This is a genomic window from Nocardia sp. NPDC004168 (genome assembly GCF_040610355.1).
Lineage (GTDB): Bacteria > Actinomycetota > Actinomycetes > Mycobacteriales > Mycobacteriaceae > Nocardia > Nocardia sichangensis.
This window is the reverse complement of sequence record NZ_JBEXME010000025.1, coordinates 49,381-68,849: the sequence shown is the minus strand read 5'-3', so window position 1 is coordinate 68,849 and position 19,469 is coordinate 49,381. Positions and strand designations below refer to the sequence as shown.

General features: G+C 67.7%; 16 protein-coding genes and 1 riboswitch. Of the genes, 11 read left to right on the top strand and 5 right to left on the bottom strand.

From position 1 onward, the window contains the following. The first annotated feature begins 1 nt into the window (after position 1). Positions 2-1,636, top strand: coding sequence for a GMC oxidoreductase (locus tag ABZW96_RS30435; RefSeq protein ID WP_355079227.1), 1,635 nt, complete (start codon positions 2-4; stop codon positions 1,634-1,636). A gap of 85 nt (positions 1,637-1,721) precedes the next feature. After that, a complete protein-coding gene (locus ABZW96_RS30430; RefSeq protein ID WP_355079225.1) occupies positions 1,722-2,591 on the top strand; it encodes an SDR family NAD(P)-dependent oxidoreductase in 870 nt (289 codons plus the stop codon). 35 nt (positions 2,592-2,626) lie between these two features. Here the strand turns inward: ABZW96_RS30430 and ABZW96_RS30425 are convergent, their stop codons facing one another. Continuing rightward, a complete protein-coding gene (locus ABZW96_RS30425; protein ID WP_355079223.1) occupies positions 2,627-2,962 on the bottom strand; it encodes a DUF4333 domain-containing protein in 336 nt (111 codons plus the stop codon). A gap of 207 nt (positions 2,963-3,169) precedes the next feature. Here ABZW96_RS30425 and ABZW96_RS30420 point away from each other — a divergent pair, with 207 nt between their 5' ends. The 5 genes from ABZW96_RS30420 to ABZW96_RS30400 all read left to right on the top strand — a co-directional run bounded on the left by ABZW96_RS30420 (position 3,170) and on the right by ABZW96_RS30400 (position 9,087). Further along, complete coding sequence (locus ABZW96_RS30420; RefSeq protein WP_355079221.1) at positions 3,170-3,979, top strand: alpha/beta hydrolase; 810 nt, start codon at positions 3,170-3,172, stop codon at positions 3,977-3,979. Then, a complete protein-coding gene (locus ABZW96_RS30415; RefSeq protein WP_355079219.1) occupies positions 3,976-5,229 on the top strand; it encodes a SpoIIE family protein phosphatase in 1,254 nt (417 codons plus the stop codon). The genes ABZW96_RS30420 and ABZW96_RS30415 overlap by 4 nt, the downstream gene beginning before the upstream one ends. Before the next feature lie 98 nt (positions 5,230-5,327). Beyond that, the gene (locus ABZW96_RS30410) at positions 5,328-6,320 is read left to right on the top strand and encodes a small ribosomal subunit Rsm22 family protein (protein WP_355079217.1); all 993 of its coding nucleotides are present in this window, start codon (positions 5,328-5,330) and stop codon (positions 6,318-6,320) included. Between the two features lie 378 nt (positions 6,321-6,698). Then, the gene (locus ABZW96_RS30405) at positions 6,699-8,279 is read left to right on the top strand and encodes an MFS transporter (protein ID WP_355079215.1); all 1,581 of its coding nucleotides are present in this window, start codon (positions 6,699-6,701) and stop codon (positions 8,277-8,279) included. Positions 8,280-8,445: 166 nt separating this feature from the next. Next, positions 8,446-9,087, top strand: coding sequence for a hypothetical protein (locus ABZW96_RS30400; protein ID WP_355079213.1), 642 nt, complete (start codon positions 8,446-8,448; stop codon positions 9,085-9,087). Between the two features lie 8 nt (positions 9,088-9,095). On the opposite strand, the gene ABZW96_RS30395 is transcribed toward ABZW96_RS30400, so the two are convergent. Continuing rightward, complete coding sequence (locus ABZW96_RS30395; RefSeq protein WP_355079211.1) at positions 9,096-9,551, bottom strand: hypothetical protein; 456 nt, start codon at positions 9,549-9,551, stop codon at positions 9,096-9,098. A gap of 290 nt (positions 9,552-9,841) precedes the next feature. Beyond that, positions 9,842-10,894 carry an alpha/beta hydrolase gene (locus ABZW96_RS30390; protein WP_355079209.1) on the bottom strand — a complete coding sequence of 351 codons (1,053 nt, stop codon included), beginning with the start codon at positions 10,892-10,894 and terminating at the stop codon, positions 9,842-9,844. Between the two features lie 192 nt (positions 10,895-11,086). On the opposite strand from ABZW96_RS30390, the gene ABZW96_RS30385 reads away from it, so the two are divergent. The 3 genes from ABZW96_RS30385 to ABZW96_RS30375 are packed head-to-tail and all read left to right on the top strand — an operon-like array spanning position 11,087 to position 12,180. Further along, on the top strand, positions 11,087-11,458 hold the full coding sequence (locus tag ABZW96_RS30385; protein WP_355079207.1) for a glyoxalase superfamily protein: 372 nt from the start codon (positions 11,087-11,089) through the stop codon (positions 11,456-11,458). 49 nt (positions 11,459-11,507) lie between these two features. Then, complete coding sequence (locus ABZW96_RS30380) at positions 11,508-11,966, top strand: DUF2752 domain-containing protein (protein WP_355079205.1); 459 nt, start codon at positions 11,508-11,510, stop codon at positions 11,964-11,966. A gap of 28 nt (positions 11,967-11,994) precedes the next feature. Further along, positions 11,995-12,180 carry a hypothetical protein gene (locus ABZW96_RS30375; RefSeq protein ID WP_355079203.1) on the top strand — a complete coding sequence of 62 codons (186 nt, stop codon included), beginning with the start codon at positions 11,995-11,997 and terminating at the stop codon, positions 12,178-12,180. Here ABZW96_RS30375 and ABZW96_RS30370 read toward each other — a convergent pair whose 3' ends face one another. Further along, positions 12,181-13,524, bottom strand: a complete 1,344-nt coding sequence (locus ABZW96_RS30370) for a M1 family metallopeptidase (RefSeq protein ID WP_355079201.1) — start codon at positions 13,522-13,524, stop codon at positions 12,181-12,183. Then, positions 13,524-17,435, bottom strand: a complete 3,912-nt coding sequence (locus tag ABZW96_RS30365) for a Pls/PosA family non-ribosomal peptide synthetase (RefSeq protein ID WP_355079199.1) — start codon at positions 17,433-17,435, stop codon at positions 13,524-13,526. Before ABZW96_RS30365 ends, ABZW96_RS30370 begins: the two co-directional genes overlap by 1 nt. Positions 17,436-17,969: 534 nt before the next feature. Then, positions 17,970-18,083: riboswitch (SAM riboswitch) on the top strand. A gap of 47 nt (positions 18,084-18,130) precedes the next feature. On the opposite strand from ABZW96_RS30365, the gene ABZW96_RS30360 reads away from it, so the two are divergent. After that, positions 18,131-19,450: an aminotransferase class V-fold PLP-dependent enzyme gene (locus ABZW96_RS30360; protein ID WP_355079197.1), complete on the top strand. Its 1,320-nt coding sequence runs from the start codon at positions 18,131-18,133 to the stop codon at positions 19,448-19,450. Positions 19,451-19,469 lie beyond the last annotated feature (19 nt).

Sequence of the window (19,469 nt, the reverse complement as noted above, 5' to 3'; positions counted from 1 at the left end):
GATGGACCGGCGTGGTTTCGTCAAGAGTGCCGGCTTGGCCGCGACGATGCTCGGTGTCGCCGGTGCGAGCACGGCCGCGTCTGCGGCGTGGGCGGACGATTTCAGCCCGAGCCCGAGAACATCGATGTACCGCATGTTGGTGCCGGAGATCTTCGCGCCGCTGCCGGATCCCGCCGACCATGTGCCCGCGATCGTCATCGGATCGGGGTTCGGGGCGTCGGTCACCGCGCTGCGTCTGGCGCAGTCGGGGATCGAGGTCGCGGTGCTCGAGCGCGGGTCGCGCTGGCCGAATGATCCGTGGCGTGACATCTTCGCCACCGACACGATTCCCGATGGCCGCGGCTTCTGGCATCGCACGACCTTTACCGGGGTGAACCGGATCCCACTGCAGATCGATCCGTTCGGCGGGGTCCTCGATGTCACGAATTACCCGGGCATCGACGTGTGGCGCGGTGCGTGTGTGGGCGGTGGCTCGGTGGTGTTCACCGGGGTGATGATCGAGCCGGAGCAGCGATTCTTCGACTATGTGTTCCGCGGCGTGGTCGACTATCGCGAGATGCACGACGTCTATTACCCCAAGGTCCGAGAAGTATTGCGCCCCAGCGTGATACCCGACGATATCTACAACTCTTTCGCGTTCGTGCACTCGCGGGCCTGGGACGAACAGGTCCGCGTGGCCGGTTATACGCCGCAACGTATCGACGGCACCTGGAATTGGGATGTCATCCGCGCCGAACTGGCCGGGCGATCGAGGCCGTCGGCGACGGTCGGCTGCTCGAACCTGGGCAACTCCAACGGCGCGAAATTCGATCTGAACCAGAATTACCTGCGCTACGCCGAGGGCACCGGCCGTGCCCGGATCTACCCCGGCCATCGCGTGGATGCCATCGCCGAGGAACCGGGAGCGTCGGGTCGATATAGCGTCGCCGTGACCAAACTGGACCCGACCGGTGAAGTGCTCCGCACCCGGACGCTGACCTGCGACATGCTGTTCCTGGCCGCGGGCTCCATCGGCACCTCCGAACTGCTGGTGCGTGCCCGGGAAACCGGCGCGCTGCCGAACCTGAACGAGCACGTCGGGGAAGGCTGGGGCAGCAACGGCGATGTCGCCTTGGCACGGCCGCTCAGCACGCTCGAGGTGGGCACGCAGGGCACGCCGTCGGCGAGCCGGATTCTGGACGAGGCGGGCACACCCGTGTCGCTGGAGAACTGGTACATCCCCGGCACGACGCCCTTCGACACCACCCTTCTCGCATCGTTGGGCATCGTGCTCGACGACACCCGCGGCCGGTTCGTCTGCGACCCGGCCGACGGGCGCGTGGAACTGCGGTGGCCGGCCGACGGCGCTGCCAGCTATCTCGCGCGAGCGAGGGAAGTCAACAACAAGGCGGCCTGCAACTGTCAGCCCATCTCTCGACCCGCCTTCGACGCGGACGCCTCGTTCACCTCCCATCCGTTGGGCGGAGCGGTGATCGGGCGCGCAACGGACGGATACGGCCGGGTGCGTGGCTATCGGAACCTGTACGTGATGGACGGAGCAGCTGTGCCGGGTAGCACCGGAACAGTGAATCCTTCATTGACTATCAGCGCGCTGGCTGAGCGCAATATCGAACAGATCATTCGTTCCGGGGGGTAAAGGGCGAGCGCGCCTATCGACGCCGACTCGGGTCCAGTTCGCCATGACACGTGAGTTCTCGGATCAGCCCTTATACAGTCGAGCTGTGAACGAGACTCCGGCCACGAACAGTGGACGGTCACTCGCCGAACGGCTGGCGATCCGGTTGCTGTATCCGACAGCCCGGCCCACCGAGGAAGCGCTACGAGCGGCTGTCGCAGGCAAGGTGGTGCTGGTGACCGGGGCCTCGCACGGTATCGGCAAGGCCAGTGCGCGGAAGCTGGCCGCGGCGGGCGCGGTGGTGCCGCTGGTGGCCCGGTCCCGCCCGGAACTGGAACAGCTGGCCGCCGACATCGCGGCCGACGGTGGCACGGCCCACGCGTACACGACCGACCTGACCGACCTGGATGCCGTCGACCTGCTCGGCCGGACACTGCTGGCCGAGTACGGGCACATAGATGCCGTGATCAGCAATGCGGGAAAGTCGATTCGGCGGCCCATCGCCGAGTCCTACGATCGCTTCCACGATTTCACCCGCACCATCGACATCAACTATCTCGGCCCGGTGCGGCTGCTGCTTACTCTGTTGCCCCATATGCGTGCACGCAAGCAGGGGCATATCGTGAATATCTCCACCTGGGGCGTGCTCCTGCCGCCGAGTCCACGCTGGTCGGCCTACATCGCCTCGAAAGCGGCCTTCGACGTCTGGCTGCGCAGCGTGGCCGCCGAAATCGCCTGCGACGATGTCACCACTACATCGATCTACATGCCCCTGGTCCACACCAGGATGAGCGCCCCCACCGACTTCAGCCGCACCCCCGGTCTGACCGTCGACGAAGCCTCCGACCTCGTCTCGCACGCCGTCACGACCAAACCCCGCGACATCGCCCCCTGGTGGGCGATCCGGGTCCAAGCCTGGTCTGCCGTCCACCGCAACCAAGCCCAGCGCATTCTGGAACGTAGGTTCCGCCGCTGAACACCGGACCGCAGGTGCGGGCCGGGCCTCGGGTGCTACGAACGGGTCACCGAGATCTCGCCCTGGTCGCTGATCACTTCGACCAGCACATCCTTCGAGTGAAGGTACGTCCAGGCCTGACATTTGAACTGGTTGCCTACCTGGACCACAACAGAACCGGGGCAGGTCACTCGACCGGCAGGTTGATCCCCCACGCCCTGCAGCCTGTTCGCCACCTGCTGCTCCAACGCAGTCTGATCGAACACCCGCGGCTGTTGGACCGGGTCGAGATCGGCGCCCATCAGCTTCACCGTCACCGCCACCGCGCAGACGGCGACCACGGCCGAGGAAACCGCCATGACAGTGCGGGCTACATTCTGTTGATCAACCACGCCGATAGTCCTATCCACCCCTGAAGGACTTGGCAAGACCATCGATTGATCAGTCAGAAAGCGGCCGATCGCGCCAGTGCGCGAGGCGGCGGTCCGCCGTGCCGGATGTCATCCACTCCGCTGCTGCCCGGGAGCCTCACCCGAGGGGGCAACCTGGCAAAATATCGGTGGTGGGCGTCAGCGTAGATATTCTGCGAAGGTGTCTGTGTGGCGGTGTTGAGCAGGAACCATGTGATCGTGCGCGGCAAGATCGGCGCACCGGTGGTCGTGCTCGCCCACGGATTCGGGTGTGACCAGCACATGTGGCGCCTGGTCACACCGGTTCTGGAGCGTGACTTCACCGTCGTCCTGTTCGACCACGTGGGTGCGGGCCGCTCGGATCTCTCGGCGTGGACCCCGTCGCGTTACTCCAGCATGGACGGCTACGTGGAGGATGTGCTGGCGCTACTTCGCGAGCTGGAACTGGGGCCGGTGGTCTTCGTAGGACATTCGGTCAGTGCGACGATGGGAGTGCTGGCCGCCGCACGCGAGCCCGCGGCATTCGCCGGACTGGTACTGGTGACTCCCTCGCCGTGTTTCATCGATGATCCGGCCACCGGGTACCGAGGCGGTTTCAGCGCCGCCGACATCGAGGAACTGCTGGAGGCGCTCGATGCGAACTATCTGGGCTGGTCGGGCGCGATGGCGCCGGTCATCATGGGCAACCCGGACCGGCCGGAGCTGGCCGAGGAACTCACCAACAGTTTCTGCCGCACCGACCCCGAGATCGCGCGCGTCTTCGCACGCGTCACGTTCCTCTCCGACAACCGGGACGATCTGGACGCGGTGGGTGTACCCACGCTGATTCTGCAGTGCTCGGCCGACGCCATCGCCCCACCCGAGGTCGGGGCGTTCGTCCATGAACGGATCAGGGGCAGTCGGCTGGTCACGCTCGCCGCGACCGGACACTGCCCGCAGCTCAGTTCTCCCGACGAGACCGCCGCCGCCATCGCCGCCTTCGCCGCGGAAACCGGATGACGAGCGCGGCGGGCGACCGAGACGGCGCCAGCGCTCTCGGAGCGGGGGCGGATGACGACGACGCGGTGTTCGCCGCGCTACTGGAGGACAGCGCCGAGGACCTGTACGAGAACGCCCCCTGCGGATACCTCTCCACCTCGCTGGACGGCCGCATCGCCAAAGTGAACGCCACACTGCTGGACTGGCTGGGCTGGCGGCGCGACGAACTGGTGGGACGCAAACACTTCTCCGACCTGCTCACCGTGGGCGGTCGCCTCTATCACGAAACCCACTTCGCACCTCTGCTGCGGATGCAGGGCGACATCCGTGGCATTGCCCTGGAAATGAAGACCGCCGACGGTCGGCGACTACCCGTCCTGGTGAGCTCGCACGTCAAAACCGGCAGGGAGGGGCAACCGCTACTGATTCGCACCACCGTCTTCGACGCCCGCGAGCGCCGGGCCTACGAGACGGAGTTGCTGCGGGCACGGCGCGAAGCCGAGGAGGAGCGCGAACGCCTCCAGCGTCTGAACGCCACTTTGCAGACCACCCTGCTACCACCCGAACTGCCTCAGGTCCCCGGCGTCGAAGTCGCCGCGTACTACCACATCGCCTCTGCCGACGAGGTCGGCGGCGACTTCTACGATCTGTTCCCCATCACTGCCGACACCTGGGGAATGTTCCTGGGCGACGTCTGTGGCAAAGGAGCTCCTGCCGCGACACTCACTTCACTGGCCCGTTACACACTGCGCACGGCCACCGCCTACACCCACGACCCAGCCGCAGTGCTGGACACGCTCAACACCACGCTCACCGAGCGATACCACGGTCACAGGCCCCGGTTCTGCACGATCATCTTCGGGCTCATCCGTCCCACTGCCGATCGCGGCGGTTGCGACATCGCATTGGCAGGCGGCGGGCACCCGCCGGCGCTGCTCCTGCGTTCCGACGGCGCCGTGGAAGAGATGCACACCCAGGGTGGCCAGCTGATCGGGGCGATCCCGCACGCCCGGATCGTCACCAGAAGCTTCCGGCTGGAGGCCGGGGACACGCTGCTGCTCTATACGGACGGACTCACCGAAGCTCGCGTCACGGAGAACGGCGGTCGTTACGGCGATCGAGCCCTCCTCGAATTCGCTCGCGCGCTGGCGCCCGTGACGGCATCCGGCGGTATCGAAGCCATCCGGGAATTGCTCGACTCCTTCGGACCAGGGGTGGAGGACGACACCGCCCTCCTCGCCATCCACGCGCTACCTCCGCCCCAGGTGTGACGCACTGGAACGCTGCCGCACAGCGCCAGGAAAGTAGGGTCGGCACCGCAATGACAGAATGACGGGCCGGCCATTACAGACCAGAGGAGTTATCCCGGGTGGAACTGCCCGTCGAACTTGTCGAGGCCCTCGACCGGGCATGCGCGGGCGTTCCCCAGCGGCAGCTTGCCACCTCGGTCGACCGGCTGATCTCGCGCTACCGGGATCCGCGCCCGGCGGCGGCGCCGATTCTCGCTTCGACCGCCGACGTCACCGCCTACGCCGCTTATCGCATGCCCGCGACGTGGGCCGCTGTGCACAGTGCGCTCGAGCGGTTCGCCGAGCAGGCGCCCGGCTTTCGGCCGGAGACACTGCTCGACGTCGGCGGGGGCACCGGCGCGGCGCTATGGGCAGCGAGCGAACTGTTCCCTTCCTTGGCCGAGGCGACCGTACTGGATCAGGTGGACGAAGCACTGCTTTTAGGGCGCAAGCTCGCGGCCGACGCCACCTCCGCGGCGGTGCGCTCCGCCGTGTGGCGGCGGACCTCGTTCGCCGCTCAGGAAGCATTCGGCGGAGCGGACCTCGTCACGATTTCCTATGTGCTGAGCGAACTCTCCGAGGCAGACCAAGCCGATCTGGTGGCCAGGGCGGCCGAGGGGGCGGAAGTGGTGGCCGTCATCGAGCCGGGAACTCCGGACGGCCATCGCAGAATCCTCTCCGCCCGCGACGTCTTGATCGAAGCCGGTCTGACGGTCGTGGCCCCCTGCCCGCACCAACAGATGTGCCCGCTCGCCGCGGGGACGGACTGGTGCCATTTCAGCACGCGAATCAACCGGACGTCCCTGCACCGGCGGTTGAAGGGGGGCGAACTCGGCCATGAAGACGAGAAGTTCTCCTATGTGATCGCCTCTCGGACCGCGCACGCCCCCGCCGCGGGTCGAATCCTGCGACATCCGCTCAAACGTAAGGGCCTGGTCACGCTGGAAGTCTGCACGGCCGACGACGGCGTGCGGCAAACCCTCGTCTCGAAACGACAGGGCGAGTCGTACCGCGAGGCAAGGGACGCGGAATGGGGCGACACCTGGCCACCATCCCACCGCTCGGCGGACTGATCGCCACTGCCCGAAGATTGATCCCCGCCTGACCCGCCGCTCGGCAAGCTGCGCCGAGTGTCGCCTGGGGGCGGGAAGGATGCCGGGCTTTAATGAGCCGCCAACTAGTGGCACAATTCACAACGATCCAATATTTACGTAAATCGGGCGTAACCGTGTTCCGCTCAGGCCGTTGAGGAGCGACACCCGTGCAGATGTCGAGGCGCGATCCCGGCTCACGACCGCGCTGTGCTGGGGCTTCCGCGTTCCGGGCGTCGGTCCCGCCCACTGGTCGAGTTCGTGAGGGGGCGAGGTGATCCCTGTGTGGCGCTCGGTCGGGGGCTCGGCGCAGGCCCCTCGACGGTCCGGCCTTCTTCTGAAATCGAGGTGATCCGTCAAGTGCTGGAAACGCAAACCAAGGTCGTACGAAGTCTGGTTCCCGCTCGGATGGACCGGCTTCCGTGGACCAAGTTCCACTGGCTCATCGTCGTCGGGCTCGGGGTCTCCTGGGTCCTGGACGGAATCGAGATCCAGATCGTCAGCAGCATGGGTGGACCGCTGCAAGACGTCGAAACGCTGCATCTGACCTCCGGGCAGGTCGGCGCGATGGCCTCGTGGTACCTGGCCGGTCAGGTCGTCGGCGCACTCGTGTTCGGCAGGCTCACCGACCGGCTCGGTCGCAAGAAGCTGTTCATCCTGACCCTGGCGATCTATCTGATCGGTAGTGGGTTGGCCGGTTTCTCCTGGAACGCATGGTCGCTGTACTTGTTCCGCTTCATCGCGGGCACCGGAATCGGTGGCGAATACACGGCGATCAATTCGGCGATCGACGAGATCATGCCGTCCAGATATCGGGGCCGGGTCGACATCGCGATCAACGGCACCTACTGGGGTGGCGCGGCATTGGGAGCGGCCGCGAGCCTGATCCTGTTCAACGAGCGATTCATCCCGACCGGCTGGGGATGGCGTATCGGATTCTTCATCGGACCCGTCCTCGGCTTCATCATCATCTTCCTGCGCAGGCACATTCCGGAGAGCCCGCGCTGGCTGCTCACCCACGGGCGGGCCGAGGAAGCGGAGCGGACCGTCGACGAGATCGAAGGGCAGTTGCGGAGTAGGGGGATCGAGCTCCCCGCGGTCGACGAGAGCAAAGCCTTGGACATCGTGGACGCGGATCGGCTGTCCTACCTGCAAATGGCCCGGATCTTCTTCGGACGATATCCATCGCGTTCCTTTCTCGGATTCACGATGATGGCTACGCAGGCTTTTCTCTACAATGCGATCTTCTTCACCGTCGGCCTGGTGCTGATCAATTTCTACAACGTGCCGGCCGATCACACGGGCTATTATTTCTTCCCGTTCGCGGTCGGCAATCTGATCGGCCCACTGGTACTCGGCCCGCTCTTCGACAGTATCGGCCGCCGGAAGATGATCTGTGCCACCTATGTGGGCTCCGGTTTGTTGCTCTTCGTTTCCGCGTGGGCATTCAATGCGGGCATTCTCAACGCCACCACCCAGACCATCTTCTGGTGTGTCATCTTCTTCTTCGCCTCGGCGGGGGCGTCGTCTGCTTATCTCACGGTCAGCGAGATCTTCCCGCTGGAACTGCGTGGTCAGGCCATCTCGTTCTTCTTCGCCATCGCGCAGGGCGCGGGCGGGGTCGTCGCGCCGTTCCTCTTCGGGCATCTGGTCGGCGGCGCGGACAACCCGAGCCCCGACCGGTTCCCGCTCACGGTGGGGTACCTCATCGGCGCCGGGTTCATGATCTTCGGTGGCCTGGTCGCCTGGTTCTTCGGAGTGAACGCGGAGGGGCAGTCCTTGGAGGACATCGCGGATCCGCTGTCCGTGGCGAAACCAACGGCAACTGCCCCCGGGGTGGCCGTCGACGGTCGACACGAGGAGCCAGCCGGGCGAGAGCCGCTGATCAGCGAGCCGATATCTGGCGGCCCATCAGTTGTCGAATCGATGAAGGGCGATTAGCGACATGGTGCAGCCAACTCCTTGGCGAGCGAATCGAGATCGGCAGCAACAGGCGGGGGCGACGAGCCGCTCGCCGGGCAGTACTCGGAAACGCCGGGTAGACGTCGCCAAACTCCGGTCGCGGTTGCCGAAACTTCGGGGGCGGCCGCCGAAACTCCAGACCCGGTTGCCGCAAATCCGGGCGGCAGCGCAACCGCTGGTGGTCTTGCTCCGGGACAACTCGGGTTATCTGTGTGCCGCGGGCGGAAGCATCATCACGTTCACCCTGCTGTTCAAGCCGTGGCTCGCCACCGGCGGACCGGATGGCACGATCTGGAGCAACGCCTTCGGCCAGACCCACATCACCACCACGCTCGTGGGGCTCTGGTCGAAGAATCCGCCCGCGCACTCCAATCTCAGCGGCACATGGGCCATTTTCGCCACCATCGCGATATTCCTCACGGTGCTCGCGGCGTTGGCCAATCTCTGGTCCCGCACCGAGGCACTCGCGCGTTTGACGACCGGTTCGGCGGTGGCGGTGGCGCTTTTCATCGCCTTCACGCTGGTCTATCTCAACAGCAAGGGGCCGGAGTTGCGCTCCATGATTGGCTCCGGCCCGCCCACCGACCTCGGCACGCAGGTCGGCTACGTGATCCGATGGGCTTCAGGCAACGGGCAATATCCGCTGCCAGGGCTGCGAAAGGTCGAGTTCGAGACCGCGAAACTCACCGGTACCGCGCTGTTCGCCGGTGCGACGGCGATGTTCTCGGCCGTGGCGGCCATCGCCCAATGGGTTCGGATGATGAAGTCACGCCGCGGCACCGGCTGAGCCGCCGACTACGTCACGACGAAGACTCCCTTTCCGGGAACGTGGGGAGCGTCCGTCGCGATCAGGACTTCCACGCGGCCCAGACCGGAGGGAATGGGCACCGGTATCCATGAGCCTGCCGCGTTCTCCTCGGCCGGTGTGCTGTCGTCGACCCGGATCGGTGGCAGGGTGCCGTACACGCCGGTGTCGGAATTTCGCCAGGAAACCGTGACTTCCACGCCGCAGGAGCCGCCGGGCCGGTCGGGCGCGAAGACGAACTCGGGGCGGATCCACAGCGTGGGCAGACCGGAGTAGTTGCGGTCGGGGTCGTAGTAGGCGGCGATCATGCCGATGCCCGCGCCCCCACCGTCGCAGAGCGTTCGCGCCGGGGGGACGCCGAGAGGAAGCGCGGATGCCACCGGGGCGGCCACACCGAGTGTGCCGATGGTCAGAGCTATGACCGCTACACCATGCCGGACATCCACCGCTGCTCCCTTCGTCGGACTCGAACTGTCTGCCTGCTGTGTCGACATGAGTTCGCTGAGTGTTAACGGGAGCGTACGAAGGGTGCGGTGGGCGGCGGCGATTCGGCGTCGGCGCGCCGGAAATTCACGATGAGCGACAGCGTTTTTCGCGGGCGCGATCGATTTGGTAACGCATTAGCAAACTGAATGGAGGCGTCGCCGCGGAGTGGACAGGATCGCCGACCGCACTTCGGGAAACGCCGCTCCTGGACCGGGCGCCGTTGACCGGTCCAGGAGAACGTTCTCCGGGGTCAGCCGGCGGCTGCGGAGCGCAGGTGGGCGCGCTCGGCGATGGCGGCCAATTCCGCGTTGAAGCGGTCGGCGGCTTCGATATTGCCCAGATGCCCGGTGGGCCAGACGTGGTATGCGGCCAAATGACCGGCTTCCGCGAGCGCGTCGGCGATGCGGCGCGACATGCGCTCGGGCAGCAAACGGTCGTGTGCGCCCGCGATCACCGTGGTGGGCACGGTGAGGGAGGCGGCCGCTTCGGCGAGATCCATGTCGGCGAGTGCGGCGGCGTGCCTGCCTCGGGTGAGCGGTCGGCATGAGCGCACGATGCCGAGCGCGAACTCGACCTGGTCCGCGGTTGCGTGCGGGTTCATCACGCGCGCCTTGAGCAGCGCGCTCGTCGGCCAGCCGCCCGGCAGCGGGACGGGGGCGGTGAGCAGCGTCTCGGCCACGATCATGGGCATCCGTACCGTGGCGCCGAACACCGTGATCGGGCGGTCCGCCAAGGTCAACGGCTTGTTCAGCAGCGGAAGCAGATCGGTGTCGTAGCGGATGTTGCCCGACGTACTGTTCAACAGGACGGCGGCCGCGGCCTGCTTACGGACCTGCTCCGGATAGCGAGCGGCCCACGCCTGCACGGTGATACCGCCCATGCTGTGGCCGACGAGCACGGCCCGCTGTCCTGGGCGCAGCGTGGCGTTCAGCACGGCCGACAAATCGTCGGCCAGCGACTCCTTGCTGGGGACGGACTTGCCGAGTTCGCTCGCGCCGTGCCCGCGCTGGTCGTAGCAGACCACGCGGTACCGGTCGGCGAACGCGTTGATCTGCGGGTTCCAGTACTCGATGCTGCAACTCCAGCCGTGGATCAGGACGATGACATCGCCCTTGGCCGGACCGTACGCGTGTACTCGCAAGCGAGCGCCGTCTCGGGTGGTGACCGGAATGACCGCGTGGCGAGCGGTCGGCGCGTTCAACGACGCGGTACGGAAGGTGCGGGACCGCAGTCCGGCACGGTAATCGGCGGTGAGCGCACCGTTATGCGCGTCCGCCAGCGTCCTCATCGACTTCACCAGCATCAGGCACTCCTTTGTGTCCACCGTCACCGTACAGTGCAAGCAGCGGTGCTTGCTAGTGTTAGCGCCGTACGACGGTATTCCTGGTCTATATCGGGGAGTACCCCCGGATTCGGTACGGCAAAAGATCATTTCGAAAGAAAAAGTCAGACGCGCTTCGTTTGGGCTGTCGGACCGCGATGCCAAGATCGCGGCATGACAGCTATCGAGTTCGCCGCGCCGATTCCCGTGCTGCGCATGTTCGACGTCGTGCGGACCTACGAGTTCTACCGGGACTACCTGGGCTTCGCAGTGGACTGGGAGCATCGATTCGGTGCTGACTTCCCGCTCTACGCGCAGTTCTCCCGGGCCGAGGCGACCCTTCACCTGAGCGAACACCACGGGGACGGCACCCCGGGCAGCGTCGTGTGGATCGCGGTCGGCGATGTCTTCGCCTGGCATGCCGAGCTCGCCGCGAAAAGTTATCGCTACGCCGACCCTGGTCGTCCGGAAGACGGTCCGGGCGGTCCGGGATTCGACCTTGCCGACCCGTCCGGCAATGTGCTGCGGTTCGCGCAGCCGAAGTAGCGGGGCGCTGCCGTGGCGGCGCGCCTCATCGCCCGGTTACGGTTGACTCGTGGACATCGCGCACCCTGCCTCCGGGACCGTGACGGACCCGGGAACCGAGCCGAAGACCGGGTGGCGCGGGGCGGCGCTTCCGCTGCTGGTGGCGGGTGTCGGTGTGGGCGTCGGCGTATTGCTGCACCTGCGCGATCCGCACGTCGAGGGCTCCTACGGCACCTGTCCGGTGTACGCGCTGACCGGCTTTTACTGCCCCGGCTGCGGCGGGATGCGCGCCGTGCACAACCTCACCGACGGGCATGTCATCGATGCTCTGCACAGCAACTTGCTCGCGCTTCCGCTGGTTCTCGCGTTCGCGGTGTGGGTGCTGGACTGGACGGTTCAGGGGTGGCGCGGCCGGAAGATGCGGTTGCCGTCGATCAGCCGGACGACCATGTGGACGTTCTTCGTATTGCTGGCGATCTACACGGTGGTACGCAATACGCCGTGGGGAACCCTGTTCACACCGGTGTAACACGCGAATGTACGGGCAGCCCCAAGGTATGAGAGATTCGCTGAAGACCAGGGTGCAGCAGAAACTGCTGCGCCAGCTCATCGAGGACCCCCGGGACACCGAGCACGACGACCCCCGGCAGATCGCCGTGGAGACCGATCTGGACGCGCTGGCCAACGTGCCGGAGGACGATCCGCTGGTCGAGGAACTCGCCGCGCGTTATCTGGTGTTCTGATCAGGCCGTCGATGCGCCGCCGTAGGGGGGCAGCTGCGGTAGTCGCTCGGCGAGCAGCCAGCTGTCCCACAGTGGGCGTAGCGACACCAGGCTGTAGTGCCCGGCCAGGTCGGTGAATTCCTCGGTGGTCACCGACGAGTGGCGGTAGCGAATGGTCCATTCCCGGAGCAGGTCGAAGAAGGTCGAGTCGCCGAGTTCCAGGCGCAAAGCGTGCAGGGTGAGCGCACCCCGCTTGTAGACGCGGTCATCGAACATCCGCTGCGGTCCCGGATCGCCGATGACGATGTCCTGGGGCTCGCGGGCCAGGTTGTGCCGTGCGGCGCGGGCCAGCTGATCGGCGGTCGGCCCGCCCGCGGCCTCCGACCAGATCCATTCCGCGTAGCAGGCGAAGCCTTCGTGCAGCCAGATGTCCCGCCACTGCCGGATGGTCAGGCTGTTGCCGAACCACTGGTGGGCCAGCTCGTGCGCGACCAGCCGTTCCGCGCCGCGGCGGCCGTCGCAGTGGTTGGCGCCGAAGATGGAGATGCCCTGCGCCTCGATCGGGATCTCCAGTTCGTCGTCGGTGACGACGACGGTGTAGTCCGCGAAAGGGTAGGGGCCGAATTTCTCGCTGAAGACCTCGAGCATCCTCGGCTGACGAGCGAAGTCGTGGTCGAAGTTGGCGCGCAGCCGCGCAGGCAGGATCGCCTGCATCGGCACCGCCTGCGAAGAACCGATGCGGTGCTTGCGGTAGTGACCGATCTGGATGGTGGCCAGGTAGCTCGACATCGGCTCAGCCTGCTCGTACACCCATGTGGTCTGACTGGACTTGGTCTGCTTGCGCAGCAGGGTGCCGTTGGCCACCGCGTAGTAGGGCGAATCGGTGGTGATCGAGATCCGGTAGCTGGCCTTGGAACTCGGGTGGTCGTCACACGGGAACCAGGACGCCGCGCCATTGGGCTGACTGGCCACGATCGCGCCTTCGGTGAGTTCTTCCCACCCGACCTCGCCCCACGGCCCGCGCACCGGTTTCGGCGTGCCGCCGTACTGCACCACCAGCGCGAGCACGCCGCCCGCCGGAATCCGCTGTTGCGGCGTGACGACCAACTTGCCGTGCTGATGGGCGAATTTCGCGGCCTTGATCCCGTTGACGGACACCTTCGACACGCTCAGCGCTTGGCCGAGATCTAGTGCGAACCGGGTGCGCGCCTCGGTGGTCACGGCGGTGATCGCGGCGCGCCCGGTGAGCCGGTTGGCGGACACCCGATAGGCCAGTTCCAGCTCGTACCGGGAAACGCGATACCCCCGGTTGCCGTTCTGCGGGAGGTACTCGTCGATGGGGGCTTCGTAGAACTTGCCCGCCATCAGCGTGCCCCGGGATCGCCCGTGAACCAGGGCGCGATCGGGTTGCCCCACCAGCGCGTCGAGGCGGGCACCGCGTCGCCGCGCATGACCAGGGAAGCCGGGCCGATGGTCGCGCCGTCGCCGAGCGTCGAGGCGGGCAGTGCCACGCAGTGCGGACCGAGGGTGGCGCCCGCGCCGAGGGTGACGGAGTCCATGGCCATGATCCGGTCGTGGAACAGGTGGGTCTGCACCACACATCCGCGTTCCACGGTCGCGCCGTCGCCGAGAGTCACCAGGTCCGCCTCCGGTAGCCAGTAGGACTCGCACCATACCCCGCGCCCGATGCCTGCGCCGAGACCGCGAAGCCAGAGGTTCAGGACGGGCGTCCCGGTCGCCGCGCGCGCGAACCATGGTGCGGCAACCGTTTCCACGAACGTGTCGGAAACCTCGTTGCGCCAGACGAACGAACTCCACAGCGGATGCTCCTCGGCGCGGATCCGCCCCACCAGCAACCACTTGGCGGCCACCGAGGTCGCCCCCGCGACGCCACCCGCCGCCAGCAGCACCAGTCCGCTGAGCAGCCCGGCCGTCAGGTGGCCGAAGGTTTGCGCGAGCCACGCGAGGGTGCACAGCACGCCGAGACCGATCGCGAAGGTCACCAGAACCGGGATCAAGCGGCACGTCTCGACGATGCCGCGGGCGACGCGCAGGCGGGCGGGCGGATCGAAGGTGCGCGCCGTCTCGGCGTTCTCCGTGGCGCGGCGCAGCCGGACCGGTGGGCTGCCCAGCCAGGACGAGCCGGGTTTCGCTTTGGACGGCGCCGCCGACAGCACCGCGACCAGCCCGTTCTTCGGGACCCGTCGCCCGGGGGCGGTCATGCCGGAGTTGCCGAGGAAGGCGCGCTTGCCGACCTTGGCCGCACCGATGTGCAGCCAGCCGCCGCCGAGTTCGTAACCGGCGATCATGGTGTCGTCGGCCAGGAACGCCCCGTCGGCGACGGTGGTGAACTTCGGCAGCAGCAGCACCGTGGAGGCCTCGACGCTCTTGCCCACCTTCGCGCCGAGCAAGCGCAGCCACAGCGGGGTGAGCAGGCTGGCATACAGCGGGAACAGGAAAGTGCGTGCGGAATCCAGCAGGCGCTCGGTGGCCCATGCCTGCCAGCCGACCCGGCTGCGCACCGGGTGATAGCCCTCGGTCAGGCCGATGCTCAGCAGCCGGACCGCGAGGATGGTCGCCGCGGCGTAGACGCCCAGGCTGAGCAGGGTCGCGAAGGGAAGCACGGCGAATGCGCGCGCGACGCCGCCCGCGAGCGTGCGGGTGTCGCGAACGAACCAGGCGAGGAACGCGCCACCGGCTCCGATGCCGAGAATCGGCATGGCGGCCAGCGCCATCGATGTGACACCGAAGACGCCGACCCAGCGGCGGGCTCGAGCCGGCGTGTGCGCAGGCCAGCGGTGCTGGGCCTTGCCCACCTTCACCGCGGGCGAACCGGCCCACTCCTGTTCCGCCTTCACCTTGCCCGCCACCGCGGAGCCGGGTGCCACCTCGGCGTTCCTGCCGATCTTCGTGCCGGGCAACAAGATCGAGCGCGAGCCGACCACCGCGCCGGGGCCGACGGTGATCGGGCCGAGATGCACCACGTCGCCGTCGATCCAGTAGCCGGACAGGTCGACCTCCGGCTCCACGCTGCAACCATCGCCAAGTTCGAGCATCCCCGTCACCGGCGGGAGGCTGTGCAGGTCGACCCCCTTGCCGATCTTCGCGCCGAGCGCGCGGGCGAACGGCACCATCCAGGGGGCGCCGGACAGATTCTCCGCGCCGCTGGCCTCGGACAGGCGCACGGCCGCCCACAACCGCAGATGCACCGAGCCCCCGCGCGGATAGCGCCCCGGCCGGACGCCGCGCAGCAGCAGCCGCGCGCCCGCCACGCAGATCGTCATCCGGCCGAGCGGCGAGATGAACAGCAGGAACGCGACCAGCGTCCACCACCAGGACAGCTGTGGCAGCCATGGCAGCGACCCGGACCAGGCCGCGATGTTGCCGACGATCGCCAGCCAGGTGAGCCACTGCAGGCCGGTGAGGGTGGTGAGCGGGATGGTGGCGAGTACCTGCGCGGCTTGCGCGAGCGGTGGCGTCGGCCGCACCGTCCGGTCGGCGACGGCCACGGTGGGCGTGGTCTGCTCCAGCAGCTCGGCGAGCGCGCCCAGGCGGGGATGGTCGTAGACGTCCGCGACGGCGATCTGCGGATACCGTTCGCGCAAGGCGGTGACCAGCTGGGCCGCCGCGAGTGAACCGCCGCCCAGGTCGAAGAAGTCCGCGTCGAGATCGCCGACCTCCGCGCCGAGGATGGCGTCCCAGAGTCCGGCGATCCACAGGGCCGTGCCGGTCAGGTCGTTGTCGTCGTCGTCCTCGGCGGCGTTGGGCAGCGGCCAGGGCAGCGCGTCGCGGTCGACCTTGCCGGAGGTGCGGGTGGGCAGTTCGTCGACCACCGCGAGCCGGGGCACCAGCGGCGCGGGCAACTGTCCGGCGAGGACCGCGCGCGCGGCCTTGGCATCGAAATCCGGTCCGGGTCCGGTCAGATAGCCGACCAGTAGCTTGTTGCCCGCTTTTGTGGTGCGGATGGCCGTCGCGGCGCCGGTGACTCCGGGCAGGCGTTGCAGAGCGTTATCGATCTCGCCGAGTTCGATGCGCCGCCCGCCCAGCTTGATCTGATCGTCGGCGCGGCCGAGGAAGACCAGACCTGCGCTGTCGTTGCGCACCAGGTCGCCGCTGCGATACGCGCGCTCCCAGCCGACGGAGGCCAGCGGCGCGTACTTCTCGGCGTCCTTGGCCGGGTCGAGGTAGCGGGCCAGCCCGACGCCGCCGATCACCAGTTCGCCGGATTCCCCCTCGGCCACCGGGTTACCCGCCGCATCGACGACGACCAGATCCCAGCCGTTGAGCGGCAATCCGATTCGGATCGGCCACTGACCGTCCAACCGCGCGGCGCAGGCGACGACCGTGGCTTCGGTGGGGCCGTAGGTGTTCCACACCTCGCGCGCCACATCACCGTTTCCGGCGAGACGCTCGGCGAGTTCCGGCGGGACGGCCTCGCCGCCGAAGATGAGCAGGCGCACCGCCTCCAGCGCCTCGACCGGCCAGGTCGCCGCCAGGGTCGGGACGGTCGAGACCACGGTGATCCGCCGCCGCACCAGCCATGGACCGAGATCGGCGCCGGTGCGCACCAGCTCACGCGGAGCGGGCACCAAGCAGGCGCCGTTGCGCCAGGCCAGCCACATCTCCTCGCAGGACGCGTCGAAGGCGACCGACAATCCGGCGAGTACACGGTCACTCGGGCCGATCGGGGCGTCCTGAAGGAACAGGTCGGCTTCCGCGTCGACGAAGGCGGCCGCGTTGCGGTGGGTGACGGCAACGCCTTTCGGGGTGCCGGTGGAACCCGAGGTGAAGATGATCCAAGCGTCGTCGCGGGGAGTCGGCAGCGTCGACCAGCTTTCCTCGCGCTGCTCTTCCGCCGCGCGTATGCCCGCGGCGGTGGTCTCGATGCCCGCCGCGGTCACGATCGCGGTGACCTGCGCCTCGCCGAAGACCAGTTGGGCGCGCTCGTCCGGGTCGTCCGCGTCGACCGGCACGTAGGCCGCGCCGGAGTACAGGACGGCGAGGATGGTCACGTAGAGCTCACGGGTACCCGACGGTATGCGTACGCCGACCCGGTCGCCCGGTCGCACACCAGCGGTGGCGAGACGGGCCATGGTCTTCTCGATCTCGACGACCAGCTCCAGGTAGGAGAGCACTACTCGGCCGTCATCGATGGCAGGGGCGTCGGGGTGGGCGAGCGCCGTCGCGGTCAGGATGTCGACCAGTGTCCTGGCCTCCGGCGCGCGGTCACCGCGCGACAACGGGCCCGCGGGCGCGTCGACGTCTATCTCGAGCATGGTGCTCTGCGCACCTCCCATCGACTCGCCTCACACTTTCCCGTTGTTGTGTCATAGCTGGGTTACCAAAGGGCAAACGCCACGATGGCCAGTTGTCCACGGTACCCGGGGTTGTCGTCGTTCGTTGTTCACCGGAGCGGACGCCGGATCGGCGGGCACCGTGCGCGTCGTTGCAGGTGGGATCGATATTCGCCGCCGCGACAGGGCAATCGCTGGTCGGTCCGTCGACCCTCGGGTTCGCCGGGAGATCGCTCGTGTGCGGGTGTGATTCCGCTCATCGAAGCGGTGCGGACCTCGGGATGGGCGCGTGCGGCGTCGAGGCTCGTGGCGCCGGCGACCGGTCCGCCGCCTCGGAGCGCGGTCGAAGGCGTCAGTTGCCGAGGGGCGCGTGGGATCCCGAGGCAGCGGCTCGCGCGCTGTCGTCGGGATGCTTGTAAAGGCTCACGCCTGGTGGTTATCTCCACGCGGTGCTCCTGGGGACTCGGGGTCGAACGTGGTTGACAGCGCCGGGGCGCTTCTGCCACCCTCGGGTCAGGTCATGAGTGCCAGCGCGAAGCCCCGGCTTGCTGGCCGGCAACCCTCCTCCGCGGTGGGGTGCTCCGGGTGACGACCCGGCCGCCGCCCGACCGGGCGCGGCAAGCGCGGACTCGACGAATCATGCGATTGCGGGTCCCTGAGCCGACGGGATTCACGTGATGACTACCACTGTCGACAACACCTGTGCCGCTCTCGCCCGGGTCTCCGGCGACGAATTGCTCGTTCCGCTGGTGCAAGGCGGAACGGCCACCTATGCCAACTTCGACTACGCGGCGAGCGCGCCGGCGTTGACGCAGGTCACCGACCGGGTGCAGCAGTTGCTGCCGTACTACGCGAGCGTGCATCGCGGCGCGGGCTACGCCTCCCGGATCTCCACCGAGTGCTACGAGGCCGCCCGCGGGTCGGTCTCCCGGTTCCTCGACGCCGCCGACGACCAAGTGGTGGTGTTCACCCGCAACACCACCGACTCGCTGAACCTGCTCGCGTCCTGCGTGCCCGGCGACACCGTGGTGCTCGACATCGAGCACCACGCCAACTTCCTGCCCTGGACCAGGCAGGGCAGGCGGGTCGTGCAGGCCGCCGACACGGTGGAGGAGACCATCGGCAGGCTGGTCGCCGAACTGTGCAGTAGGCCCGCCGCACTGCTCGCGGTGACCGGTGCGTCGAATGTGACCGGCGAGGTGCTTCCGCTGGAGCGGCTGGCCACCGTCGCGCACCAGTGCGGCGCCCGAATCCTGGTCGACGCGGCCCAGCTGGCTCCGCATCGTCGAATCAGCCTGCGCGCCAGTGGAATCGACTATCTGGCGTTCTCCGGCCACAAGCTGTACGCGCCGTTCGGCTCGGGTGTGCTGGTGGGCAGACGGGATTGGCTCGACGCGGCGCGGCCCTACCTCGCGGGCGGGGGCGCGGTGCGTGAGGTGAGTACCGACGCGGCCGAGTGGGCGCCCGCTCCGCAGCGGCACGAAGCCGGGTCGCCGAACGTGCTCGGCGCCGCCGCGCTGGCCGCCGCCTGTGACGCGCTCTGTGCCATCGACGCCGAAACCCTTGCCGCGCACGAACATCGACTCGCCGACCGTCTCCGCGACGGCTTGGCCGAGATTCCTGGCGTTCGGCTGTTGCGCATTTGGACCGACAGCCCCGACTCCGTCGGCATCGTCGCGTTCACCCTGGACGATTTCGCACCCGGCCAGGTCGCCGCCTTTCTTTCCGCCGAACACGGTATCGGCGTCCGCGACGGACGCTTCTGCGCCCACCCGCTGCTCACCCGCCTCGGCTTGGACGGCGCCCTGCGCGCGAGCATCGGCCTCGGCACCACCTCCGCCGACGTCGACCGCCTGATCGATGCGATCGCCACCCTCGTGACGACGGGCCCCACCTGGGACTACGCCGCCGAGAACGGCGTATGGAACCCGACTCCCGAAACGCGCCCCTTCACCTCCACCGCCCCCACCGGCGCGGCTCCCTGCCTAGTCGGCTGAAACGACGCTTGTTCCTCGA